Below are 22494 nucleotides of genomic sequence, written 5' to 3'. Positions count from 1 at the left end.
CATCTGTACCAGGGGCCGCAGCCCCGCTGGCTCGCGCATAACACTGTTATTTTTGGTGATAATTCAGACAACTCCCGGCTTGCTGTTAGGTGTTTGCCGAACAGACCAAGTATCATGGCCGGCCGGCTCGCATGGCTTCACCATTATTTAGATAGGCAATCCCACCCATGGCGCAGTGCATCCTGAAAATCGCGCTCGACACCCCCCTGAACGTCCTGTTCGACTATCGCTGGAACGGCGATGAGGGGCCGTTGCCGCAAGTGGGACAGCTGGCGCTGGTGCCGTTCGGCCGGCGTGACGTGATGGGCTTGATCATCGGCGTAAGCGACAGCACCGACGTGCCCGCCGCGAAATTGAAGGATGTGCTGGCCGTGCGCAGCCAACTGGCGCCCCTGTCGGAACAGTGGCTGGCGCTGGCCGCCTTTGCCGCCGATTACTACCAGCGCCCGCTGGGCGAGGTGGCGCTGCCGGGTTTACCGAAGAACTTGCGTGTGCTGACCACCGTGGCGCTGGACCGCGCCATCAAGAAGCTGGGCAAGCTGGCTGACGCGCATGACGGCACGCCGCTGAACATGCCGGCGCTCAATGCCGCCCAGCAGGAAGCGGCCGAGGCCATCGGCGGGGCGCAGGGTTTCAAGCCGACCCTGCTGTACGGCGTGACGGGCAGCGGCAAGACGGAAGTGTATCTGCAAGCCTGCGCCCAGGTGCTGGCGCGCGAGGACGATGCGCAAATCCTCATCCTGGTGCCGGAAATCAACCTCACGCCCCAGCTGGAAGGCAATATCCGCGCGCGCTTTCCCGGCGTCATGCTGGCCACCTTGCACAGCAGCCTGTCCGAAGGCGAGCGCATGCTGCACTGGCTGGCCGCCCACCAGGGCCAGGCGCGTATCGTGCTCGGCACGCGGCTGGCTATCCTGGCCTCGCTGCCCAAGCTCAAACTGATCGTCATCGACGAGGAACACGATCCGTCCTACAAGCAGCAGGAAGGCTTGCGCTATTCGGCGCGCGACCTGGCCGTGTGGCGGGCCTGGCAATTGCAGATTCCCATCGTGCTCGGTTCGGCCACGCCCTCGCTGGAAAGCTGGCACCATGCGCAGACGGGGCGCTACCGCAAGCTGGAGTTGCGCGAACGGGCCGTCAAGAATGCGGTGCTGCCGCGCGTCAAGATTTTGGACATGGAGCGCGACAAGCCGAAGGATGGACTGACTTCGCATCTGGTCGCCGCCTTGAAGCTACGCATGGAGCGCGGTGAGCAGTCGCTGCTGTTCTTGAATCGGCGCGGCTATTCCCCCGTGATCTGCTGCGAATCGTGCGGCTGGATCAGCAATTGCACGCGCTGCACCTCGTTCATGGTGCTGCACAAGCCCGAACACCGGCTGCGCTGCCACCATTGCAGCCTGGAATTGCGCATTCCCCGCCATTGCCCCACCTGCGGCAACGTCGATCTGCAACCGCTGGGACGCGGCACGCAGCGGGTGGAAGAGGGTTTGCAGCAATTGTTTCCCGAGGCGCGCATTTTGCGCATCGATGCCGACTCCACGCGCAAGAAGGGCAGCGCGCAGGAAGCGTTCGACACCGTGCACCGGGGCGAAGTGGATATTCTGATCGGCACGCAGATGGTGGCCAAGGGGCACGATTTCAAAAAGCTGACTTTAGTGGGCATTTTGAACCCGGACACGGCCCTGTTTTCCCAGGATTACCGCGCCAGCGAACGCCTGTTTGCCCAGCTGATGCAGGTGGCGGGCCGGGCTGGGCGGGCTGCGCAGACGGAAGGGGGCAGCGTCAGTGAGGTGCTGATCCAGACGCGCTATGCGCGCCATCCGCTGTACGATGCCGTCGTCAACCACGATTACGACCATTTCGCCACCACCTTGCTGGAAGAGCGGGCGCAAGCGGCGCTGCCGCCGTATCTGTTCCAGGCCCTGCTGCGCGCGGAAGCCCCCGAGCTGGCCACGGCCATCGAATTCCTGCAGGCGGCCAAGGAATGCATGGCGCACCCGCAGGTGACCATCAATGATCCGATACCCATGAGCATGACGCGCGTGTACAACGTGGACCGTGCCCAGCTGCTGCTCGAGTCCCCCTCGCGGCCCGCGCTGCAGGCTTTCCTGAAGCAGTGGTTAGGTGCATTGCGCGCCATGAAGACGCGCGTGAAATGGTCGCTGGAAGTGGACCCGCTGGATATCTGATTAGTTCAGGTAATCACGCGCCGACTTGACGATCTGCTCGGACAGCAACTTGGTAAACGGCGTGTCCAGAGTCCACGCATGCCAGCTCAGCGGCACGTCCAGGGTGTTACCCGGCATCAAATCGACGAGGCGATCCGTCGCCAGCGCCTGCGCGGCCAGGCGTTGCGGCATCAGGCCGTAGGCCAGGCCATCGAGCACGCAGCTGCGGCGCGCCGCCTCCACGGGCAGGGTGTGGTGCGGAAACGGTTCACGCATGCTTAATTGTTCAGCGAGGAAACGCGCCAGCAAGCCATGCTGGCCCACGACGGCGGGTGCCAGTTGTACCGCCTCGGCAATAAAACCATCGCCGAACCAGTGCCCGGCAAACACGGGCGTGGCCACGCAGACATAGCGCAAAGTGCCCAGCGGCGTGACGCTGGTGGCGGCCGCCGCGTCGATCGCTGTACCGGACTCTGCCGACACGCAGCCAAACACGGAGCCGTCACGCACCATCTGCAAGGCGCTGTCGCTGTCGGCCAGGCGCACGTCGAGCTGGCAGCGCGGCGGCGCCAGCAGGGCAGGCAAGGTATCGGGGAACCAGGTGGCCAGGCTGTCGGCATCGATGGCGATGGCGATTTCCGGCATGCTGACGCTGTTGCCCAGGTCGATGTCGAGCGACGCTTCCATCAGCTTGACGTTGCGGTGATGCACGATCAGGCGCTGGCCCAGGCCCGTCGGCACGGCTGGCTGGCCACGGATGATCAGCAGGCGCCCGCTGGCGTCTTCCAGCGCCTTGATGCGCTGCGAGACGGCCGACTGCGTGATGCCCAGCGCCAGGGCGGCCTTGTCGAAACTGCCGTGGCTGGCCACGGCGTCCAGCACCGCCAGCGCGCGATAATCGAGTGATCCCATTAGCTCAGCTTATAAATTCTAAAAATGATTAGTTATACTAATACATATATTGCAGCAAAGTAAAACCTTATTTTCGGCAAACGGGTAGTATCGAACGCTATGAGCAACCTCAGTGGGATGGACAGCACCATGAAGACAATACAAGTGGATGTGGCCGTGATTGGCAGCGGCACGGCCGGCATGACGGCGCACAAGGCGGCGCGCATGCAGGGCAAGCGCGTGCTGATGATAGAAAGCGGGCCCTACGGCACGACGTGCGCGCGCGTGGGCTGCATGCCCAGCAAACTCTTGATCGCCGCCGCCGAGGCGGCCCATGCGGTGGCTGCGGCGCCCGCTTTTGGCGTATATCCTGGCCCCGTGCGCATCGATGGCCGGCAAGTGATGGCCAGGGTGCGCAGCGAGCGCGACCGCTTTGTCGGCTTCGTGCTCGACGGAGTCAACGCCATCCCCGAGGAAGAAAAACTGCGCGGCCATGCGCGCTTCATCGCGCCGGGCAAGCTGCAGGTGGATGAGCATACCCTCGTCGAAGCCACCAGCGTGGTGATTGCCACCGGTTCCACGCCCATCGTGCCGCCCGAGTGGCAGGCGGCCGGCGACAGGGTCATCACCAGCGACGCCGTGTTCGAGTGGACGGATTTGCCAAGCTCCGTGGCCGTGGTCGGCAGCGGCGTCATCGGCCTGGAGCTGGGCCAGGCGCTGGCGCGGCTGGGCGTGCGCGTGACGTTGTTTGCGCGCGGCAATAAAGTCGCGCAGCTGACGGACCCGCTGGTGCTGCGTGAGGCGGACGCCGTGCTGGCGCGCGAACTCGATATCCGCTTCCAGACCAGCGTGGCGCACATGGCGAAAAGCCCGGATGGCAGCGGCGTCGCGCTGACCAGCCGCGATGGCACGGGCGTGGAAAAAACCGAGCAGTTCGAGTATGTGCTGGCCGCCATCGGCCGCGCGCCGAACGTGCATGCTATCGGCCTGGAGACGACGCAAATCGCGCTCGACCTCCACGGCATTCCCCTGCATGACTCGCACACCATGCAATGCGGCAAGAGCGCCATCTTCATCGCGGGCGATGCCGACAATGCCTTGCCGCTGTTGCCCGAGGCGGCCGATGAGGGCCGCATCGCGGGCGACAACGCGGCGCGCTTTCCTGACGTCAAACCGGGCTTGCGCCGCACGCCGTTGAGCATCGCCTTCACGGAGCCGCAGATCGCCACCCTGGGCGCCACCTACCAGCAACTCTGCGTGAGCCACGCGGGACGCTTCGCCGTCGGCGCCGTGTCCTTCGGCAACCAGGGCCGCAGCCGCGTGATGCTGCAAAACCAGGGCTTGCTGCGCGTGTATGGGGAATTTGGCAGCAAGCGCTTTCTTGGCGCCGAGTTGATCGGTCCAAGGGCGGAGCACCTGGGTCATCTGCTTGCCTGGGCATGCCAGGCCCAGCTGACGGTGCCGGCCATGCTCGACATGCCGTTTTACCACCCCGTCATCGAGGAAGGCGTGCGCACGGCCTTGCGCGAACTGGCGCTGCATCTGGAAAAAGACCCGGAACATGCGCCCGGCTGCGCCGATTGCTCGCCTGGCGTGTGATGCAATTTTTGTATTTAAACAATTTTGTAGACAAGCGCACATGATTGCGCGATCATCGCTGCCACATTGAAACATTGATTAAAAGCAAAAAACATTTCAATTGATTCATGCCCCACGATCACCCGATGGTAAAAAGGGTGGCGGCTAGCGATGACGGAGACGATGTGAAAATTCGGCGCATTTACGCGGGAGAACTCGCCCTGGGCGTGGCCCTGCCCTGGGACGTGCATGGCGAGACGGGCGGCTTGCTGGCCAGGCTGGGCCATGTCATCAGCAGCGAGAACCAGATCGAACTGCTGCTGGCACGCGGCGTCATCGCCGATACCAGTGCCGACCTGCCGCGCACGGCCACGGAAGCGCCTTCGGCCCTGCGCATGCTGAATTGCGTCACGGCAGGCCTGGCCCTCGTCTTGCCGGCCATTGCCGCCGGGCAGGCGGGCAGCCAAGCCTCGCTGGCGCCGCTGGCGCAACTGGTGGAAGAGGCCGTTGCACTGGACGCCGACGTGGCGCTGGCCTGCATCCTGCACAACCAGGGCGCGGGTGACTTTGCCGTGCGCCACAGCGTCGACACGGCCGTCATTACGGCCCTGCTGGCGCGCGCCCTGAAACTCGATGATGGCGTCGTACGCAGCGTGGTGCAGGCCGCGCTGAGCATGAATGTGGGCATGCTGGAACGCCATGCGGACTTCCAGCACAAGGCGGGGCCGCTGGACGCGGATGAGCGCGCCTATTTGCGTGCGCATCCGCAAGCGGGTGTCGATTTGCTGCGCGCGACGGGCGTGACGGACGCCGTCTGGCTGCAGGCCGTGCTGCAGCACCATGAAAATATCGATGGCAGCGGCTATCCGCTGGGCACGCAAGGCGAGGCGATCGGCATCGGCGCCCGCCTAATCATGCTGGCCGACCGCTATTGCGCCCGCGTGTCGAAACGCAGCTACCGCCAGCCCTTGCTGCCGAACGTGGCACTGCGCGAAATGCTGATGGCCGACAAGGCCACCCTGGATGCGCCGCTGGCCTCGCTGCTGGTGCGTGAGCTGGGCATCTACCCGGTCGGCACCTTCGTCAAACTGTTGAATGGGGAAATCGGCGTCGTCACGCGCAAGGGCTTGAATGCCACCACGCCGCATGTGCAGTCGCTGATCGGTCCGCGCGGCGCGCGCCTGGACGTGCCGTTGCGGCGCGATACGCGCGTGGACTTGCACGCCATCCGCGAAGTGCTCAGCGCGGAGCAGGCGGGCTTGCAGTTTCGCCCTGACCAGTTGTGGGGCCGCAGCGCGCGCGCTTAATTCAGCAAGCCCGCATCCAGCCGTCCCTCGAGCGCCAGCTCGCGCATGATGCGCACGGTGTCGATGTCGGACTCCTTGTAGGCGGAGCGGCGGAAGTCGTCGTACAGGGCGTTGGCCGCATCGGTGGCCGCGTCGTGGCCGTCGTCATATTGGAAGCGCACCCACAGGCTGGCCTCGTCGGGCATCTCGATGGTCATCACCAGCGAAGAGGCGCTGATATCCTGTTGCGCCGGCACTTCATAGCGCACCTGCAATTGCGGCAGCAGCAGCACCCTGTCGTTGATGACCAGCTCGCCATAGCGCAGGCTGCGCGCGAAACCGGCATCGCTGCGCTGGCTGATCTGGCATTCATCGAGGTGCGGCACGAACAGCCTGGGCGATTCGGCGCGCAAGACCAGGCCGCGCCAGACCTGTTCCAGGCTCAAGGTGTCGATCAGGGGGTTCAAAGGATCGTTGATTTCAATCAAGTGTTCAAATTTCATGGGACTGCCATTCGGTAAGTGGGCGCGCACGGGCGATATAGGCGGAATGGTACCCCAGCGCTGACATCGCCGCACGCATTGCATGGGCCAAGATGGCGGCAATTGGCGAGATATCAATGTCAATGCCTGTTTTTCACGCAGGTCTTGCCCTGCAAATGGCGGGCGCGAGACTGTTACAATGGGCTGCTGTTCCCTGCGGAAATACCCTGATGTCCAAAGCACCACAGTTCGGTCTGAATGCGCCCCAAAGCGAAGCGGTTACCTACCTCGACGGCCCTTGCCTGGTGCTGGCGGGCGCCGGCTCGGGCAAGACGCGCGTGATCACGCAAAAGATCGCCCATCTGATCGAAGACCGGGGCTATGACCCGCGCACCATCGCCGCGCTGACCTTTACCAACAAGGCGGCGCTGGAAATGCAGGAACGTATCGCCAAGCTGCTCAAGCAGCCGCGCCAGGCCAAGCAATTGACGGTGTCGACCTTCCACTCGCTGGGCGTGAAAATCCTGCGTCAGGAAGCCAATGGCGTGGGCTTGAAGGACCGCTTTTCCATCATGGATAGCGACGATTGTTTTTCGCTCGTGCAAGACCTTGCCATTACCACCGATAAACAGGTGATACGCGGCATCCAGAGCGCCATGTCGCTTTGGAAAAATGGCTTGATCGACCCGGACATGGCGCTGGCGCAAGCCAAGGACGAGGACGAGGCGAACGCGGCGCGCATCTACCGCAGCTATGTTGCCACCCTGTCTGCCTACCAGGCCGTCGATTTCGACGATCTGATCCGCCTGCCCGTGGAACTGTTCCGCAACAACGGCCCCGTGCGCGACAAGTGGCAGCGCCGCCTGCGCTACCTGCTGGTCGACGAATACCAGGATACGAACACTTGCCAGTACGAACTGGTGAAACTGATGGTGACGGGTATCGGCAAGAAGCCGATGTTTACGGCCGTGGGCGATGACGACCAGGCCATTTATGCCTGGCGCGGTGCCACGGTGGAAAACCTGAAGACCTTGGAAACGGATTTCCCCGATTTGCGCGTGATCAAGCTCGAGCAGAATTACCGTTCCACCATGCGCGTGCTGAACGCGGCCAATGCCGTCATCGGCAACAACCCGAAGCTGTTTGAAAAGTCGCTGTGGTCCGAGCACGGCCTGGGCGAACCGATCAAGGTGCTGGGCATGCAAACGGATGAGCAGGAGGCGGAGCAAGTGGCCATCATGATCTCGGCCGACCATTTCGAGCGCAAGAATAAATTTTCCGATTACGCCATTCTGTACCGGGGCAACCACCAGGCGCGCATCATCGAGCAGTGTCTGCGCAAGGAACGCATTCCATACACGATTTCGGGCGGCCAGAGCTTCTTTGACAAGGCCGAAATCAAGGACATCATCAGCTACCTGCGTTTGCTGGCCAACGAGGACGATGACCCGGCCTTCATCCGCGCCGTGACGACGCCGCGGCGTGGCGTGGGGCAATCGACGTTGGAAGTGCTGGGCGCGTTTTCCGGCCAATGGCAGTGTTCGCTGTTCCAGGCCGTGTTCAAGGGCGGCATCGAGGCCAAGCTGACGGACCGGCAGTTGGGGCCGCTGCGCGACTTTTGCAACTTCATCAATGACCTCGAATCGCGCGCCAGCCGTCCGGGTGCGGCTGGCAGCGGCGACAACGCAGCTGAAGTGCTGGACGACATGATGAAGGAAATCCACTACGAATCGTATCTGTACGATGCCTTCGAGGAGCGGCAAGCGCAAAGCAAGTGGCAGAACGTGCTGGAATTCGTCAACTGGCTGAAGGAACGTGGCCGGGGCGGCAAGGACCGCGACGGCGAAGAAAAGAACGTGCTGGAACTGACGCAGATGGTGGCCCTGATGACCATGCTAGAAGGCAAGGACGAAGAACAGGACGCCGTGCGCATGTCCACCCTGCACGCGTCGAAAGGGCTGGAGTTCCCGCACGTGTTTCTGGTGGGCGTGGAAGAGGGGATTTTGCCGCACAAGGGCGACCCTGACGCGCCGGCCGAAACCATCGCCGCGCGCATCCAGGAAGAGCGACGGCTGATGTATGTGGGCATCACGCGGGCCCAGCGCACCTTGCACGTCACCTGGTGCAAGAAGCGCAAGCGGGCCGGCGAGCAAGTCCATTGCGACCCCTCACGGTTCATCAAGGAAATGCAACTCGATGTGGGCGACGCCGTGCCGACGGAGTCGGAAATCATTTCGCCGAAAGAACGTCTGGCGCGCATGAAGGCGCTCTTGGCCGCGCCGAAAGTTTAATTAAAAAACGTTCACGCTTCCACGGCGCCGTCCGGCGTGGTTTTTGGCACGATGGCCAGCTGCATGCCCAGTGCATCGAGCATCTTTAAAATGGTTTCGAAGCGCGGTTTGCTGCCTTCGCGCAAGGCTTTATACGCGCCTTCGCGCGTGATGTCGGCCCTGGCCGCCACCTTGCCCATGCCGTAGGCGCGCACCACGTCATTCATGGCCGACTGGAACAGTTCCGCGTTGCCGGTGGCGATGATTTCGCTCATGTAGGCGGCCACGGCGGCCTTGCTGGTCAGGTGTTGCGTTGGGTCAAATGTGCTCAGGCCTAATGCTTCCAGGTCGTCGAGGTCGAAGGTGTCTGGGTGTTGGTTCATTTCTTTCGTGCTCCTGTCGATGGGCTTGCCGCTGCTTGCCTGATGGCAGCCTGCCGGACTTTCAAGTCCCTGAGGATCGCTTGCGCCTGCTTGATGTCGCGTCGCTGGCTGGACTTGGTGCCGCCCAGCAGCAGCAAGATCAGGGTGCCCAGATTGGTCTCGTGAAAATACACGCGCCAGCCGGGCCCCGTCTGCAAGAAGCGCAACTCGCACACACCTTCGCCTACTGGCCGCCAGTCGCCCCTTTTTCCATGCTGCAAATGCTTGATGCGCGCATCGATGGCGGCGGCTGCCACGTCGTGCAAGCCATTTTCCCAGCGCCGGAATTCTGCCGTCTTGCGGGTGTCGATCAGGACAGGCAAAGTGGATAGGTTCATTGTAATCGTTTGTTCTCATTCGTCAAGCGGTTTGAGCCCATACAGGGAGAATAAACAGAAATCGTGGCCCGCCTGCTGACGAATGGAGGGAGTTTGTCCTGGCTCACGCGGCTGCGGCGGTAGAATGCCGCTTTTAGTCAGGAATCACCGAGAGCACCATGGACAATGCAGAACAGATGGAAATACGTTTCGTCGATATCGAAATCAAGCTGGCGCAGCAGGAAGACCTGGTCGAGTCGCTAAACCAGATGGTGTACCAGCAGGGCAAGCGCATCGACCAGCTGGAAGCGATGCTGCACAAGCTGGGCGAGCACGTGCGCGACGGGGCGCAGCAGGCAAATGGCGGACTGGTGAGCGAGCGCCCGCCGCACTATTAAGCAAGGAAATTGCTTGGCTACCGCTGCTCGTCCAGCGCTGTCCATGCCGGCAACTGGTGCTTGCGCCGGTCGCGCGCATAGACGCTGGCCATGGCGATGCCAAACAGGCTGCCTGCCGCACAGGCCGCCACCAGCGCCGCCAGGGGCGATAAGGGGGTGGCGGCATCGGGCCGCGACCAGAAAAAAATCCACATGATCAGGCCCCAGAACATGCCGAACCAGAGCCCCATGCCGAGCGCGGCACGCAGGAAGGACTGGAAATGCGGCGGCGGTACTGGCACGCCGGCCTTCCACAACAGGCGTATCAGCGGCGGCGCATAGTGGCTCCGGGCCATGCCCGTGCTGCTCAACAGTTCCAGGGCGCGTGCCTTGCGGTGTTCAAAGCTCATGGATTCTCCGTCTATTGTTGCCGAATGAATACTATATGCCATACAGGTCAGCTGAGCATTGATATTTTTCTATTGGTCCGGTCACGGGCGCTGCCGTATCGGTGTGCATGTCCGTAGAGCCAGGCATGAAAACCTTTCATGTAGGGGCGTATCGCTACCATCGGTAGTTGCTGGTGACGCAAGTGTGTCAGGCTGTTATTATTTCAGGCTGGCCCGCGACACAATCGCGGCTCTCTTGCGTTTCCTGAAAGAAGACATGACCCGTCCAACAATGCTCGTCATCGCCGCCAGCCTGATGCTGGCGCCAGCCGCCGCCGCTTTTGCCGCCGCCGCTTTTGCCGCCACCGCCACCGCCACCGCCACCGCCACCGCCACCGCTGCCGCCGCGCCAACCAATGCCGCTACCTCGGCAGCCTTGCCCGCTTCGAACCCGTTCGCGCAAGCCAGCAGCTTGCCATTCAACTATCCACCGTTCGACAAAGTGCAGGACGCCGACTACGCGCCCGCCTTTACGGCAGGGATGGCCGCCAACCTGGCGGAAATCAATGCGATTGCGAATAACCCGAAAGCGGCCACCTTCGACAACACCATCGTCGCCATGGAGCGCTCGGGCCAGTTGCTGAGCCGCGTGCGCACCGTGTTTTCCGTGATGTCCGGCTCCAACACGAATGACACGATCCAGGGCCTGGAACGTGAGCTGGCGCCGAAGATGGCAGCCCACAGCGACGCGATCATGCTCAACGACAAATTGTTCAAGCGCATCGATACCCTGTACGCCAAGCGCGACAAGCTGGGCCTCGATGCCGAATCGAAACGCCTCTTGGCCCGCTATCACACGGACTTCGTGCGCGCCGGCGCCAAGCTGGCGGCGGCCGACAAAGAAAAGCTGCGCGCCTACAACGGCAAGCTGGCGGCCCTGTCGACCAAGTTCGCGCAAAATGTGCTGAAAGAATTGAACGCCTCGGCTGTCGTCGTCGACACGCGCGAAGAGCTGGACGGTCTGTCGCCTGCGGCCATCGAAGTGGCTGCGGGCCTGGCCAAGAAGCGCGGCCTGGATGGAAAATATGTGATCGCCCTCGTCAACACGACGGGCCAGGCGCCGCTGTCGCTGCTGACCAATCGCGCCTTGCGCGAACGCATCATGGCTGCCTCGCAAGCGCGCGGCAGCCATGGCGGCGAGTTCGACAACACCCAGGAAGTGCTGGAATTGGCGAAACTGCGCGCCGAACGTGCCGCCTTGATGGGCTACCCGAACTACGCAGCGTATTCGCTGGAAGACCAGACGGCGCACGACACCACCGCCGTGAACGCCCTGCTGGGCGAGTTGGCGAAGCCGGCCGTCGTCAATGCGCGCCGTGAGGCGGACGATATCCAGAAGGTCATCGATGCGGGCAAAGGCGGCTTCAAGGTGGGCGCCGCCGACTGGGCCTTCTATAGCGACAAGGTGCGCGCCGAACGCTACAACTTTGATGAGACCCAATTAAAACCGTACTTTGAAATGCACAGTGTGTTGACCAAGGGCGTTTTCTTTGCTGCAGGGAAATTGTACGGTCTCACCTTCAAGCAGCGCACCGACTTGCCCGTCTATACGGCCGACATGCTGGTGTACGACGTCTACAATGAAGACGGCACGCAGCTGGCCATCTTCACGCTCGACCCTTACGCGCGCAGCAACAAACGCGGCGGCGCCTGGGCGAATGCTTACGTGGGCCAGTCGAGCTTGCTGAACCGCAAGCCCGTCATCGCGAATAACCTCAACATTCCGAAGCCGGAAGCAGGCCAGCCGACCCTGATGACGTTTGACGAAGTCAACACCATGTTCCACGAATTCGGCCATGCGCTGCACGGCATGTTCTCGAACGTGAAATACCCGCGCTTCGCCGGCACCAGCGTGCCGCGCGACTTCGTCGAATACCCGTCGCAAGTCAATGAAATGTGGGCGCTGTGGCCGGAAGTGCTGCAAAACTACGCCAAGCACTATCAGACGGGCGCGGCCATCCCGGCCGAACTGCTGGCGAAAGTGACGGCGGCCGACAATTTCAACCAGGGCTATAAAACCACGGAATACCTGGCGTCGGCCCTGCTGGACCAGCGCTGGCATCAGCTGACTCCGGCGCAAATCCCCACCGACGTGCTGGCCTTTGAAAAGGCCGCGTTGACGGACGCGGGCATCGATTTCGCCCCGGCGCCGCCGCGCTACCGCACCACGTATTTTTCGCACGCGTTTGCGGGCGGCTATTCGGCCGGTTATTACGCGTATCTGTGGTCGGAAAAACTCGACGCCGACACGGTCGAGTGGTTCAAGGAAAACGGCGGCCTGACGCGCAAGAACGGCGACTGGTTCCGCGCCAAGCTGCTGTCGCGCGGCGGCAGCGCCGATGCGCTCGACATCTACCGCAACTTCCGCGGCCGTGATGCGAAGATCGAACCGCTGCTGGAACGCCGTGGCCTGAGCGTGAAATAAGCCGGCAAGTAAGTCGTGTGATTCCGGCGTCAAGGCCGGGTCAGTGAAGTGGCTGCCAAGCAATTGGCGGCCATTTTTATTTGGCGATGTTGATGATAAACCGTGGTAAACCGCACATTTGGCGTGCTGCACCACAGGATCGCCCATGTCGGATGACGCCTGTGTGACAGGCTGCTATGATCTGCCACTGGCCCGCGACGCGATCGCGGTTCTTCCCCGCGCTTCCTGAAAGATGTCATGATCCGTCCACAACTGCTCGTCATCGCCGCCAGCGTCATGCTGGCCCACGCCGCTCCTTCCGCCCTGGCCGCCGCCGCTGCACCCGCCGCCGCCATCAGCGCCCAGAATCCTTTGCTCAAAGCCAGTCCGCTGCCATTTCAGATGCCGCAGTTCGGCCTGATCAAGGATGCTCACTACGCGCCGGCGTTTGCCGAAGGCATGAAACGCCAGCTGGCCGAAGTCAATGCGATTGCCAACAATCGCCAGGCGCCCACGTTTGAAAACACCATCGTGGCCCTCGAGCGCACGGGGCAGTTGCTGCACCGCGTGCAGAGCATCTTCAGCAACATGACCTCGACCAACACGAATAGCGTGCTCGAAGCGGTGGAAGTGGACGTATCGCCCAAGCTGGCCGCGCATGCCGACGCGATCACCCTGAACCCGAAACTGTTTGCCCGCATCGACACCCTGTACGCCAAGCGCGACAAGCTGGGCCTCGATGCCGAATCCTTGCGCCTCTTGGCCCGCTATCACACCGATTTCGTGCGCGCCGGTGCCAAGCTGTCCGATGCGGACAAGGAAAAATTGAAAGCCTACAACGCCGAGCAGGCAGGCCTGGAAACGGCCTTCGCGCAAAACGTGCTGAAGGAAACGAATGCCAAGGGTCTCGTCGTCGACACGCGTGCCGAGCTGGCCGGCATGACGGACAGCGATATCGATACGGCCGCCGCCGCCGCCAAGGAACGCGGTTTGACGGGCAAGTTCCTCATCGCCCTGGTGAATACCAGCGGCCAGCCGCCATTGGCCGTGCTGAGCAATCGCACCACGCGCCAGCGCCTGATGGATGCCTCCCTGAACCGGGGCAGCCAGGGCGGCGAGTTCGACAACCGCGCCATCGTGCTGAAGCTGGCAAAACTGCGCGCCGAACGGGCCACCCTGCTTGGTTACGCCAACTACGCCGCGTATTCGCTGGAAGACCAGACGGCCAAGACCACCACGGCCGTCAACACCCTGCTGTCGGAACTGGCGAAACCGGCCGTCGCCAATGCGCGCCGCGAAGCGGCCGACCTGCAGCAAGTGGTCGATGCGGAAAAGGGCGGCTTTCAGGTGGCGGCCGCCGACTGGGCCATCTATACCGACAAGCTGCGCAAGCAACGCTTTAACTTTGATGAAAACGAGCTGAAACCGTACCTGGAATTGAACAGTGTGCTGAACAACGGTGTTTTCTTTGCCGCCAATAAACTCTACGGCATCAGCTTCAAGCAGCGCACGGATCTACCGGTGTACAACCCGGACGTGCGCGTGTACGACGTGCTCGATGCCAACGGCAAGCCGCTGGCCCTGTTCATCGCCGACTTCTATGCGCGCGGCAACAAGCATGGCGGCGCGTGGATGAATGAATATGTGTCGCAATCGTCGCTGATGGGGACGCATCCCGTCGTCGCCAATCAATTGAACATTCCGAAGCCGCCCGCCGGCCAGCCGACCCTGCTGACGTTCGATGAAGTGACGACCATGTTCCACGAATTCGGCCATGCCTTGCACGGCATGTTCTCGAACGTGAAATACCCGCGCTTTGCCGGCACCAGCGTGCCGAGCGACTTCGTCGAATATCCGTCGCAAGTCAATGAAATGTGGGCCGTGTGGCCGGAAGTACTGCAAAACTATGCCAAGCACTACCAGAGCGGTGCGGCCATGCCGCAGGAATTGCTCGATAAAGTCATGGCGGCGAAGAAATTCAACCAGGGTTTCATGACCACGGAATACCTGTCGGCCGCCTTGCTGGATCAGCGCTGGCACCAGCTGGCGCCAGCGCAGATTCCGACGGACGTGCTGGCCTTTGAAAAAGCGGCCTTGAGCGATGCGGGCGTCGACTACGCGCCCGTGCCGCCGCGCTACCGCACGACATACTTCTCGCACAGCTTCTCGGGCGGCTATTCGGCAGCCTATTACGCCTACCTGTGGTCGGAAAAACTGGACGCCGAATCGGTCAACTGGTTCAAGGAAAACGGCGGCCTGACGCGCAAGAATGGCGACTGGTTCCGCAGCAAATTGCTGTCGCGTGGTGGCAGTGTCGATGCCTTGCAATTGTTCCGTGACTTCCGTGGCCGCGACGCCACCGTGGAACCATTGCTGGAACGCCGTGGCTTGAACGCCAAGTAAGCCGTCCTCAACTGAAGCTTGCGTTGCGTTGACCTGGCGCACGCAAGCTTTCCGTGCCGGCGGCGTAGAATTGAGTAAGATGTCAATAAGAAGGCAGTTGAAAGAGTATATGAGTCAGCAAGATTTGAATGGCATTACCCTGGAAGGTATCGTGACGCGCCTGCATGCCCACTACGGTTGGGACGGTTTGGCCAAGCACATCGATATCAATTGCTTCATCAGCGATCCCAGCATCAAGTCGAGCCTGAAGTTTTTGCGCAAGACCCCGTGGGCCAGGAGCAAGGTGGAACAGTTGTTCCTGGACACGCAATTTACTGACTGACAGGAAAAAACATGGATAGCAAACTCAAGGAATCGCTGCAACAGCTGCATTCAACACTGGCAAGCAGCGGCCCCGTCGATGAAGAACTGCAGGGTTTGCTGCAAAAGCTCGATGTCGACATCAAACTGCTGATGGAAAAGCGCGCCGCGCAGGCACAGGATGAAGAGTCGACCACCTATGGCCTGGCCGAACGCAGCCAGGAATTGTCGGCCAAGTTTGCCGTCAAGCATCCGAAACTGGAACCGGCGCTGCGGGAATTGGGTGAGATTTTAGCTAATATGGGTATTTAAGCAAGTATTGAGAAATGCTGGGCCCGTTCCTGCGGGAAAGGGCCACATTTCCCCAAGTGATTGAAAAATAAACGTTTTTTATACGAAAATCCAACAGTAAAAAGCAGGCCGTCAGGTTGGAAATGGCCAATTCCGGTACAATCCGTACCCTATGAGCTCCCCTACCAATTTATTTGCGACCGTTCCCAAGCGGTCTGCCCGCGCTGCCGTGGCGCCTTTCCTGCCGATGTCGCGTGCCGAGATGGACGCGCTGGGCTGGGACCAGTGCGACGTCATCCTCGTCACGGGCGACGCCTACATCGACCATCCGAGTTTCGGCATGGCCCTCGTCGGCCGCCTGCTCGAAGCCCAGGGTTACCGCGTCGGCATCATCAGCCAGCCCGACTGGCTGTCGGCCGACGCCTTCCGCATTCTCGGCAAGCCGCGTTTGTACTACGGCATTACGGCCGGCAACATGGATTCCATGGTCAACCAGTACACGGCCGACCGCAAGATCCGTTCCGACGATGCCTACACGGCGAATGCGGAACCGAATAAGCGCCCGGACCGCGCCGTCACCGTATACGCCCAGCGCGCGCGCGAAGCGTATCCCGACGTGCCGGTGGTGATCGGCAGCATCGAAGCGTCCCTGCGCCGCATCGCCCATTACGATTACTGGTCGGACAAAGTCCGCCGTTCCGTCTTGCCCGATTCCAAGGCTGATTTGTTGATCTTCGGTAATGCCGAGCGGGCGCTGGTCGACCTGACCCACCGCCTGGCCGCTGGCGAACACATCAAGGATATCCGCGACTTGCGCGGCACGGCCTTCATGGTGCCGTCCGGCTGGCTGCCCGGCGACGACTGGGGCGTGCACAATTCCACCCGCGTCGACGTGCCCGGCAAGATCGACCCGCACTACAGCCCGTACGAGATGGTGCAGGAAGACAAGACCGCCTGCGCCACGGAAAATGCCTCGAAATCGGCCGAAGTCATCAAGCCGATCCGCATCATGAGCCGCGAAGAGCGCCTGGCCATGGCCAAGGAAAAGCACGACAAGACGGTGGTGCGCCTGCCCGCCTACGATGTCGTCAAGGATGACCCCGTCATGTACGCGCACGCGTCGCGCGTGTTCCACCTGGAGTCGAATCCCGGCAATGCGCGTGCCATGGTGCAGGCGCACGGCGAACGAGACGTGTGGCTCAATCCGCCGCCGCTGCCGCTGGCCATGGACGAGATGGATGGCGTGTACGACATGAATTACGCGCGCGCCCCGCACCCGAGCTATGGCAAGGCGCATATTCCCGCCTGGGAAATGATCCGCTTTTCCGTCAATATCATGCGCGGCTGCTTCGGCGGCTGCACCTTCTGTTCGATCACGGAACATGAAGGGCGCATCATCCAGAGCCGTTCGGAGCCGTCGATCCTGCGCGAAATTGAGCATATCCGCGATAAGACCAAAGGCTTTACGGGTACCATTTCCGATATGGGTGGCCCCACGGCGAATATGTACCGCCTCGCTTGCAAGGAAAAAGAGATCGAAGTCTCGTGCCGCCGCCTGTCCTGCGTGTATCCGTCCATCTGCGTCAACCTCGGGACGGACCACAGCAAGCTCATTTCCCTGTACCGCAAGGCGCGCGCCATTCCCGGTATCAAGAAAGTGCTGATCAGCTCGGGCTTGCGCTACGACCTGGCCGTGCGTTCGCCCGAATACGTGAAGGAACTGGTGACGCACCACGTCGGCGGCTTGCTGAAGATCGCGCCCGAGCACACAGAAGAGGGCACCTTGTCGAAGATGATGAAGCCCGGCATTGGCGCGTATGACGAGTTCAAGGAAATGTTCGACCGTTTCTCGCTGGAAGCGGGCAAGAAACAGTATTTGATCCCGTATTTCATCGCCGCCCATCCGGGCACGACGGACCTGGACATGCTCAACCTGGCCCTGTGGCTGAAGAAAAACAATTTCAAGCTGGACCAGGTACAAACCTTCATGCCCACGCCGATGGCCATGGCCACGACGATGTACCACACGCGCAAGAATCCCTTGCGCAAGGTAACAGAGGATTCGGAAGTGGTGGAAACGGCGCGCAGCGGCAAGATCCGCCGCACGCACAAGGCTTTCCTGCGCTACCAGGACCCGGCCAACTGGCCGATTTTGCGCGAAGCGCTGGTCAATATGGGCCGTGGCGACTTGATCGGCAATGGCGACAAGCACTTGATTCCTGCCTGGACGTCGTCGGAATCGGGCGGCCTGGCCGCAGGCGAACGAAGCCGTCAGACGCATGGCACGGGCACGCCGGACAAGTTCAAGGTGGCGCCAGGCAAGAGCCGTATCGCCCTGGGCGGCACGGCAGCGGCGCCGAAAGCATCGGCCGCCGAGTCGAAAGTGCGCCCATCGATCCTGTCGACCATCAAGACGAAGGCCAAGCCGGCCGCCGTGCCGATGGGTCGTGGCAGCAAGCCGCCGGCCAAGGGCGGCCATGGCGCGCCGGCACGGGGCGGGCGCAAATAAGCAGTCTTCGTCTCTCGGACAGCGACTGAAAACCCGGCAACGCGGACTGCGTTGCCGGGTTTTTTGTCATCTGCGCACCAAGATGGGGCGAAAAATGTGGGGGCGACAGGATTTTTAGCAATATTTAAGAATTGAATAGAGCAAAAGGCAATTTTCCCTTGTGGCAACTTGGTGTTTGAAAATATACTCCTTGAATATTTAGCCGTACGGCAACAAAGCTGCCATTCTGGCAAGCGATACAGGCGTGCGGCGTCAGCGTTGATATGAAAAGAGATGCCAGTGAAATGCCTTTCCTGCCAGGCCGAGAATAAATCGGGCGCAAAATTCTGTTCCTCTTGCGGCACGACGTTTGCCGTAGCTCCCGCCGCCGCCGCCCCGGTGCCGGGAAAATCCTGTGGCCAGTGCGGCCATGATTGCAAGCCCGATGCCAAGTTTTGCCCCAAGTGTGCGTTCAGCTTTGGCGTGGCGCCCCTGGCCGCAGCGGCGCCGCAGCCTGAGCCGGTCATTGCGCCCGTCATTGAAGCTGCCATTGAGCCGGTCATTGCGTCCGTCATTGAACCCGTGCCGGAAGCCGCCCCAGTGCCACCGCCCGTGCTGGAAAAGCGCCGTGCCGAACCGGAACCCGCGCCTGCACCAGAAGCAGCGCCAGCACCAGCTTGCGTGCCTGACAGCGCGACTGGTAGCGGGCGCATCAAGCTGATCGCCGCCGCCGTCGCGGCGGTCGTGCTGCTTGGTGCTGCGGGTGGATATTATTTCCTCTCAAGCAAGCCGCCAGCGTCGGCGTCGGCGCCGGAACCCGCTCCGGCCTTGCCGGCGGAAACTGCGCCTGCCGCCGCAGCGCCACCTGCCGCCGAAACGCCGCTGGCCATCAGCGATCCCGTGCTCGATGGTGCCACGGCGACCGAGCCTGCCGTGACGCCAGCCGCGCCGTCCCCGGCACCTGTCGCCGCGCCAGTTCCCGCGCCGGCGCCGGCGCCAGCCCCGGTCGTGGAAAAGCCGGCCAAGCCCGCCAAAATGGCACCGCCAACTGCGCCTGTCAGCAAGCCTTCCGGTCTCGAAAGCGTGATCACGGAGAGCTTGTCGGAAGCGAGCCATTGCATGAGCCAACGCAAATACGACTGTGCCATTGCCAATGCGAATGCCGTGCTGCGCATGGACACGGGCAACCGCTACGCGCTAGACATCAAGCGCAAGGCGAAAGAAGCGCAAGACAAGGCCTTGTCGCAAATCCAGATCGAGTAAGCCGCTGCTCGCCTGCCCTTCCTATTTTGATCTTCCCGGAGAATAACGTGAAAAACTTGAAACAAATTGCCAAGCCCATGGTGGCCTTGCTGGTCGTGTCCTCGATGCTGGCCGGTTGCGCCGCGCCAGGCGGCCCTGGCGCCACCGGCACCACCACCGCAGGCACGGAAGCGGCCAGCGGCGAATGCAATACGGCCATGCTGGCCGGCATCGGCGCCGTCGTGGGCGGCTTGCTGGGCGGTGGCAACAATACCGTGCGCGGCGCGGCCCTGGGCGCCAGCCTGGGCGCACTCGCCTGCGTGGCCTTGAATTATCAAAGCCAGCAAGTCAAGACGGCGCAACAGGTGCAGAGCGATTACAAGGTGGCCAACAAGGGCAAGTTGCCCGAGCAATCGACCCTGGTGAAGTACGAGACGGGCTTTACGCCATCCTCCGTGCGTCCGGGCCAGAAAGCGCAGACCAATTCGTATATCGAAGTAGCGGCCGGCACGCGCGATCCGAACCCGCTGGTGGAAGAGGAATTGAGCTTGTACAAGCCAAATGGCGACTTGATCAAAACCGTGCGCAAGGTGGTCAGCAGCAATAACGGTAGTGGCGCCTACAAGGGCGGCTTCTCGATTCCCATGCCTGAAGGCGTGCCGCAGGGGATTTACCCGGTACGCACGGCCCTGTACCTGAATAGCAAGCGCGTCGGTGGCCAGGACGTCAAGCTGCAGATCGTCCAGCGCCCATCGCCCGCGTCCGACCTGCAACTGGCGCTGGCCTACTGACATAGCATGACCACGGGACGGCCAGGCAGGCCGTCCCCTTCCGATTTTCCCCTTCCAGGCTAGACATGACCATTTCCACAGAAGCACATAAACCTCTTCCCTTTTCCTCCGCCGTGGGCTCGCTGATCGAAGCGACCGACGCCATCAAGAATTTCCGCGCAATTGCCCTGCTGGCCCTGACCTTCATCGGCGCCGTCCTCGTCGGTGGTGTACTGACGATGCTTGCCGGCAGCATGAGCAGTGTCGTACTGGCCTTCCTGGGCGGCCTGATGGCTTTCCTCGTGATGTTTTACGGCTCCAACGCCGTGGGCATCCTGCTGATGCGCGATGCGCAGGGCCAGCCTGGCTTGAGCCTGGTTGATGCCATGCTCGTCTCGCTGTACACGAGCCACCGCCTGATCGCGGTCGTCTTCCTGGAATTCTTGATCGTGCTGGCGGCCATGATTGCCATCGCCATCATCTTGTTCGTCTGCAAAATCCCCGTGCTCGGTCCTGTGCTGTACACGGTGGTCTTCCCGCTATCGGCCATCGTGCTGGGGGTGCTGGTGTTCGCGCTGTTCTACGTGATGCTGCCGCTGGCCGGCCCTGCCGCCTGGTCGGGTGCCAGCGTGTTCCAGATCATTGCCCGCCTGAACCAGATCGTGCGCACCAAGCTGGTGTCCGTGATCTTGCTGGAAGTGCTGCTGTTCCTGATCACCTCGTTCGTGGCACTGCTGATCTTTGGTGTATTGGGTACGGGCGTGTCGCTGACCACGGGCATGTCGGCCGGCATCCTGGGCCTGGGTGGCCAGATGAATATCTATGCGCTGGCTTCGGGCCTGGGTGGCGGCAGCGGTTCCGGCTATATCATCGCTGCCGGCCTTGGCGGCGGCTTGCTGATGGCGGCCGCAGCCGTGGTGCCTGGTTTGATCTTCACCAAGGGCGTGTGCATCATTTACCTGGATGCCACGCGCAACGTCGATTTCAGCGCCTCGGAAGCGAGCCTCAACGACGGCCTGGCCACGGTCAAGAAAAAGGCCGAGGAAGCGCGTGAACGCGCGCGCGCCCTGGCCGAGCAGGCGGCTAGCCCAGCCGCGCCAGCAGCGCCAGCCGCTGCGCCGGCTGAGAGCCTGCAATGCCCGAACTGCAAGGCACCGGTCGCATCCGACGATGCGTTCTGCGGCGAATGCGCGCATAAACTCAAGTAAGGTACGCCATGGCTCACTTCTGTACCAAATGCGGCACGGCCTATGCCCCGGGCGCGCGATTTTGCGATGAATGCGGCAATACCTTGCCTGCTGCTGCGGCAGCGCCGGCGCCGGCCAGTCCGGTCGGGGCTGGCGTGAAGCGGCGCCACGTCATGATTGCCGGCGGCGTGCTGGCGGTGGTCATCGTGGCCGGTGGCGCCCTGGCGTGGTTGCTGGCGCCCGAAGCGGCCTCGGCCAGCAGTTTCAGCCGCGCCATCGACGCCCATCTGACAAGCGACGAGGCGGCGCGCGACAAGTTGCTGTGCCTCAGCAACTTGCCGTACCAGAAGGAAGAGATCCGGGTGGCCTCGTACGACAGTTCCACGCGGCAGTGGCTCGATATCCTCGTGCGTAACGGCCTGTACAACGCTCCCGTCGAGCAAGGCAGCGGTGGCTGGCTGGCGCAATCGCAATTTGTCTATGCGCTGGCAGCGCCGGGCAAGGCGGCCTTGCGCGGCGACAAGCTGTGCGTGGCCAAGGGCGTGAAAGTGGCCAAGGTCAGCGGCTACGAGCAAGTGCGCGAGATGGGCGGTCAGCAGGTGGCGATGGCCACTGCCACGCTGGCGTTGACTGATGAGGCGGCCTGGCTCGCCACATCGGCGGACCGCGCGCAGATCCTGCAACGCTTGCCGCATGGCGACCTGGAAGTGCAACTGCCCTTGGCCCTGGTCGACAAGCGATGGCAAGTTACCGACCGCGCGCAACTGCAGCAGGCCGCCATGCTTATGGCCGGTGCCATGCGCCAGGCGTCTGGCGCGCAAGGAGCGGGCATGCTGGACAAGCTGAAAAGCGTATTCCGCTTTGGCGGCCACCCGCTGGTGGGCAAGTGGAAGTCGCCCATGGGTGGTGTGCTGGAATTTACGCGTGACAGCATCATCGAAGGTGACAAGGTAAGCAAGGGCACGTTTAGCACGGAAGGCAATGTCGTGACGCTCACGCCGGAAGACGCAGGCGGCATCGCCATGCAGATTAGCCTGAGCAACGATAACAATACGGCCACGCTCGCCGTGGGCGGCATGCCGGTCGCGGTGCTGCAGCGCATGCGCGATTAAGCATCATTAAGCATCATTAAGCATCGGCCAGGCGGCGCAGTGTGCCGCCTGGCCGTG

General features: G+C 62.1%; 19 protein-coding genes. 14 read left to right on the top strand and 5 right to left on the bottom strand.

Going from position 1 to position 22494, the window contains the following annotated elements; genetic code table 11:
• Window positions 1-167: 167 nt before the first annotated feature.
• Entirely contained in the window at window positions 168-2189 is a 2022-nt protein-coding gene (locus tag K0F85_RS22055) for a primosomal protein N' (protein ID WP_219118076.1), read from the top strand.
• On the opposite strand, the gene K0F85_RS22050 is transcribed toward K0F85_RS22055, so the two are convergent.
• Window positions 2190-3080 (bottom strand): ArgP/LysG family DNA-binding transcriptional regulator, encoded by an 891-nt coding sequence (locus K0F85_RS22050; protein WP_219118074.1) that lies wholly within the window; start codon window positions 3078-3080, stop codon window positions 2190-2192. It lies immediately after the preceding gene.
• Between the two features lie 129 nt (window positions 3081-3209).
• Here K0F85_RS22050 and K0F85_RS22045 point away from each other — a divergent pair, with 129 nt between their 5' ends.
• Both K0F85_RS22045 and K0F85_RS22040 read left to right on the top strand, forming a co-directional pair.
• Window positions 3210-4658, top strand: a complete 1449-nt coding sequence (locus K0F85_RS22045) for a dihydrolipoyl dehydrogenase (protein WP_219118073.1) — start codon at window positions 3210-3212, stop codon at window positions 4656-4658.
• Between the two features lie 164 nt (window positions 4659-4822).
• Complete coding sequence (locus K0F85_RS22040) at window positions 4823-5944, top strand: HD-GYP domain-containing protein (protein ID WP_257572964.1); 1122 nt, start codon at window positions 4823-4825, stop codon at window positions 5942-5944.
• On the opposite strand, the gene K0F85_RS22035 is transcribed toward K0F85_RS22040, so the two are convergent.
• Window positions 5941-6426: an SRPBCC family protein gene (locus K0F85_RS22035; RefSeq protein WP_219118072.1), complete on the bottom strand. Its 486-nt coding sequence runs from the start codon at window positions 6424-6426 to the stop codon at window positions 5941-5943. The genes K0F85_RS22040 and K0F85_RS22035 overlap by 4 nt on opposite strands.
• Before the next feature lie 209 nt (window positions 6427-6635).
• On the opposite strand from K0F85_RS22035, the gene K0F85_RS22030 reads away from it, so the two are divergent.
• Window positions 6636-8696, top strand: a complete 2061-nt coding sequence (locus K0F85_RS22030; RefSeq protein ID WP_219118070.1) for a UvrD-helicase domain-containing protein — start codon at window positions 6636-6638, stop codon at window positions 8694-8696.
• 11 nt (window positions 8697-8707) lie between these two features.
• On the opposite strand, the gene K0F85_RS22025 is transcribed toward K0F85_RS22030, so the two are convergent.
• On the bottom strand, window positions 8708-9058 hold the full coding sequence (locus tag K0F85_RS22025) for an addiction module antidote protein (RefSeq protein ID WP_219118068.1): 351 nt from the start codon (window positions 9056-9058) through the stop codon (window positions 8708-8710).
• Complete coding sequence (locus K0F85_RS22020; protein WP_219118066.1) at window positions 9055-9435, bottom strand: type II toxin-antitoxin system RelE/ParE family toxin; 381 nt, start codon at window positions 9433-9435, stop codon at window positions 9055-9057. The genes K0F85_RS22025 and K0F85_RS22020 overlap by 4 nt, the downstream gene beginning before the upstream one ends.
• A gap of 158 nt (window positions 9436-9593) precedes the next feature.
• Here K0F85_RS22020 and K0F85_RS22015 point away from each other — a divergent pair, with 158 nt between their 5' ends.
• Entirely contained in the window at window positions 9594-9812 is a 219-nt protein-coding gene (locus K0F85_RS22015) for a SlyX family protein (RefSeq protein ID WP_219118064.1), read from the top strand.
• 17 nt (window positions 9813-9829) lie between these two features.
• On the opposite strand, the gene K0F85_RS22010 is transcribed toward K0F85_RS22015, so the two are convergent.
• Complete coding sequence (locus tag K0F85_RS22010; RefSeq protein ID WP_219118063.1) at window positions 9830-10201, bottom strand: DUF6404 family protein; 372 nt, start codon at window positions 10199-10201, stop codon at window positions 9830-9832.
• A gap of 256 nt (window positions 10202-10457) precedes the next feature.
• Here K0F85_RS22010 and K0F85_RS22005 point away from each other — a divergent pair, with 256 nt between their 5' ends.
• The 9 genes from K0F85_RS22005 to K0F85_RS21965 all read left to right on the top strand — a co-directional run bounded on the left by K0F85_RS22005 (window position 10458) and on the right by K0F85_RS21965 (window position 22437).
• Entirely contained in the window at window positions 10458-12665 is a 2208-nt protein-coding gene (locus K0F85_RS22005; RefSeq protein ID WP_257572963.1) for a M3 family metallopeptidase, read from the top strand.
• 237 nt (window positions 12666-12902) lie between these two features.
• Window positions 12903-15047: a M3 family metallopeptidase gene (locus K0F85_RS22000; protein ID WP_219118061.1), complete on the top strand. Its 2145-nt coding sequence runs from the start codon at window positions 12903-12905 to the stop codon at window positions 15045-15047.
• Window positions 15048-15156: 109 nt separating this feature from the next.
• Window positions 15157-15369: a VF530 family DNA-binding protein gene (locus K0F85_RS21995; protein WP_070219603.1), complete on the top strand. Its 213-nt coding sequence runs from the start codon at window positions 15157-15159 to the stop codon at window positions 15367-15369.
• Between the two features lie 11 nt (window positions 15370-15380).
• Entirely contained in the window at window positions 15381-15659 is a 279-nt protein-coding gene (locus K0F85_RS21990) for a DUF4404 family protein (RefSeq protein ID WP_219118059.1), read from the top strand.
• Between the two features lie 226 nt (window positions 15660-15885).
• Window positions 15886-18147, top strand: coding sequence for a YgiQ family radical SAM protein (locus K0F85_RS21985; protein ID WP_219118141.1), 2262 nt, complete (start codon window positions 15886-15888; stop codon window positions 18145-18147).
• A 273-nt stretch (window positions 18148-18420) separates the two neighbouring features.
• A complete protein-coding gene (locus K0F85_RS21980) occupies window positions 18421-19389 on the top strand; it encodes a zinc ribbon domain-containing protein (protein ID WP_219118058.1) in 969 nt (322 codons plus the stop codon).
• A gap of 47 nt (window positions 19390-19436) precedes the next feature.
• Window positions 19437-20159, top strand: a complete 723-nt coding sequence (locus K0F85_RS21975; RefSeq protein WP_219118056.1) for a hypothetical protein — start codon at window positions 19437-19439, stop codon at window positions 20157-20159.
• A 65-nt stretch (window positions 20160-20224) separates the two neighbouring features.
• Entirely contained in the window at window positions 20225-21346 is a 1122-nt protein-coding gene (locus K0F85_RS21970) for a zinc ribbon domain-containing protein (RefSeq protein ID WP_219118054.1), read from the top strand.
• Between the two features lie 8 nt (window positions 21347-21354).
• Window positions 21355-22437 carry a zinc ribbon domain-containing protein gene (locus K0F85_RS21965; protein WP_219118051.1) on the top strand — a complete coding sequence of 361 codons (1083 nt, stop codon included), beginning with the start codon at window positions 21355-21357 and terminating at the stop codon, window positions 22435-22437.
• The last annotated feature ends 57 nt before the right edge of the window (window positions 22438-22494 follow it).

It is taken from the genome of Janthinobacterium sp. UMAB-56 (assembly GCF_900095265.1).
In the GTDB taxonomy this organism is placed as follows: domain Bacteria; phylum Pseudomonadota; class Gammaproteobacteria; order Burkholderiales; family Burkholderiaceae_D; genus Janthinobacterium.
This window is presented reverse-complemented; position numbering and strand designations above follow the sequence as displayed.

Excerpts from the sequence above, each read along its gene's own strand:
- K0F85_RS21990 (WP_219118059.1), top strand. The coding sequence starts at position 15,381 with ATGGATAGCAAACTCAAGGAATCGCTGCAACAGCTGCATTCAACACTG.
- K0F85_RS22005 (WP_257572963.1), top strand. The coding sequence starts at position 10,458 with ATGACCCGTCCAACAATGCTCGTCATCGCCGCCAGCCTGATGCTGGCG.
- K0F85_RS22055 (WP_219118076.1), top strand. The coding sequence starts at position 168 with ATGGCGCAGTGCATCCTGAAAATCGCGCTCGACACCCCCCTGAACGTC.
- K0F85_RS21985 (WP_219118141.1), top strand. The coding sequence starts at position 15,886 with ATGTCGCGTGCCGAGATGGACGCGCTGGGCTGGGACCAGTGCGACGTC.
- K0F85_RS22045 (WP_219118073.1), top strand. The coding sequence starts at position 3,210 with ATGAAGACAATACAAGTGGATGTGGCCGTGATTGGCAGCGGCACGGCC.
- K0F85_RS22025 (WP_219118068.1), bottom strand. The coding sequence starts at position 9,058 with ATGAACCAACACCCAGACACCTTCGACCTCGACGACCTGGAAGCATTA.
- K0F85_RS21965 (WP_219118051.1), top strand. The coding sequence starts at position 21,355 with ATGGCTCACTTCTGTACCAAATGCGGCACGGCCTATGCCCCGGGCGCG.
- K0F85_RS22020 (WP_219118066.1), bottom strand. The coding sequence starts at position 9,435 with ATGAACCTATCCACTTTGCCTGTCCTGATCGACACCCGCAAGACGGCA.
- K0F85_RS21995 (WP_070219603.1), top strand. The coding sequence starts at position 15,157 with ATGAGTCAGCAAGATTTGAATGGCATTACCCTGGAAGGTATCGTGACG.
- K0F85_RS22015 (WP_219118064.1), top strand. The coding sequence starts at position 9,594 with ATGGACAATGCAGAACAGATGGAAATACGTTTCGTCGATATCGAAATC.
- K0F85_RS22030 (WP_219118070.1), top strand. The coding sequence starts at position 6,636 with ATGTCCAAAGCACCACAGTTCGGTCTGAATGCGCCCCAAAGCGAAGCG.
- K0F85_RS21980 (WP_219118058.1), top strand. The coding sequence starts at position 18,421 with ATGCCAGTGAAATGCCTTTCCTGCCAGGCCGAGAATAAATCGGGCGCA.
- K0F85_RS22000 (WP_219118061.1), top strand. The coding sequence starts at position 12,903 with ATGATCCGTCCACAACTGCTCGTCATCGCCGCCAGCGTCATGCTGGCC.
- K0F85_RS22050 (WP_219118074.1), bottom strand. The coding sequence starts at position 3,080 with ATGGGATCACTCGATTATCGCGCGCTGGCGGTGCTGGACGCCGTGGCC.
- K0F85_RS22035 (WP_219118072.1), bottom strand. The coding sequence starts at position 6,426 with ATGAAATTTGAACACTTGATTGAAATCAACGATCCTTTGAACCCCCTG.
- K0F85_RS21970 (WP_219118054.1), top strand. The coding sequence starts at position 20,225 with ATGACCATTTCCACAGAAGCACATAAACCTCTTCCCTTTTCCTCCGCC.
- K0F85_RS22010 (WP_219118063.1), bottom strand. The coding sequence starts at position 10,201 with ATGAGCTTTGAACACCGCAAGGCACGCGCCCTGGAACTGTTGAGCAGC.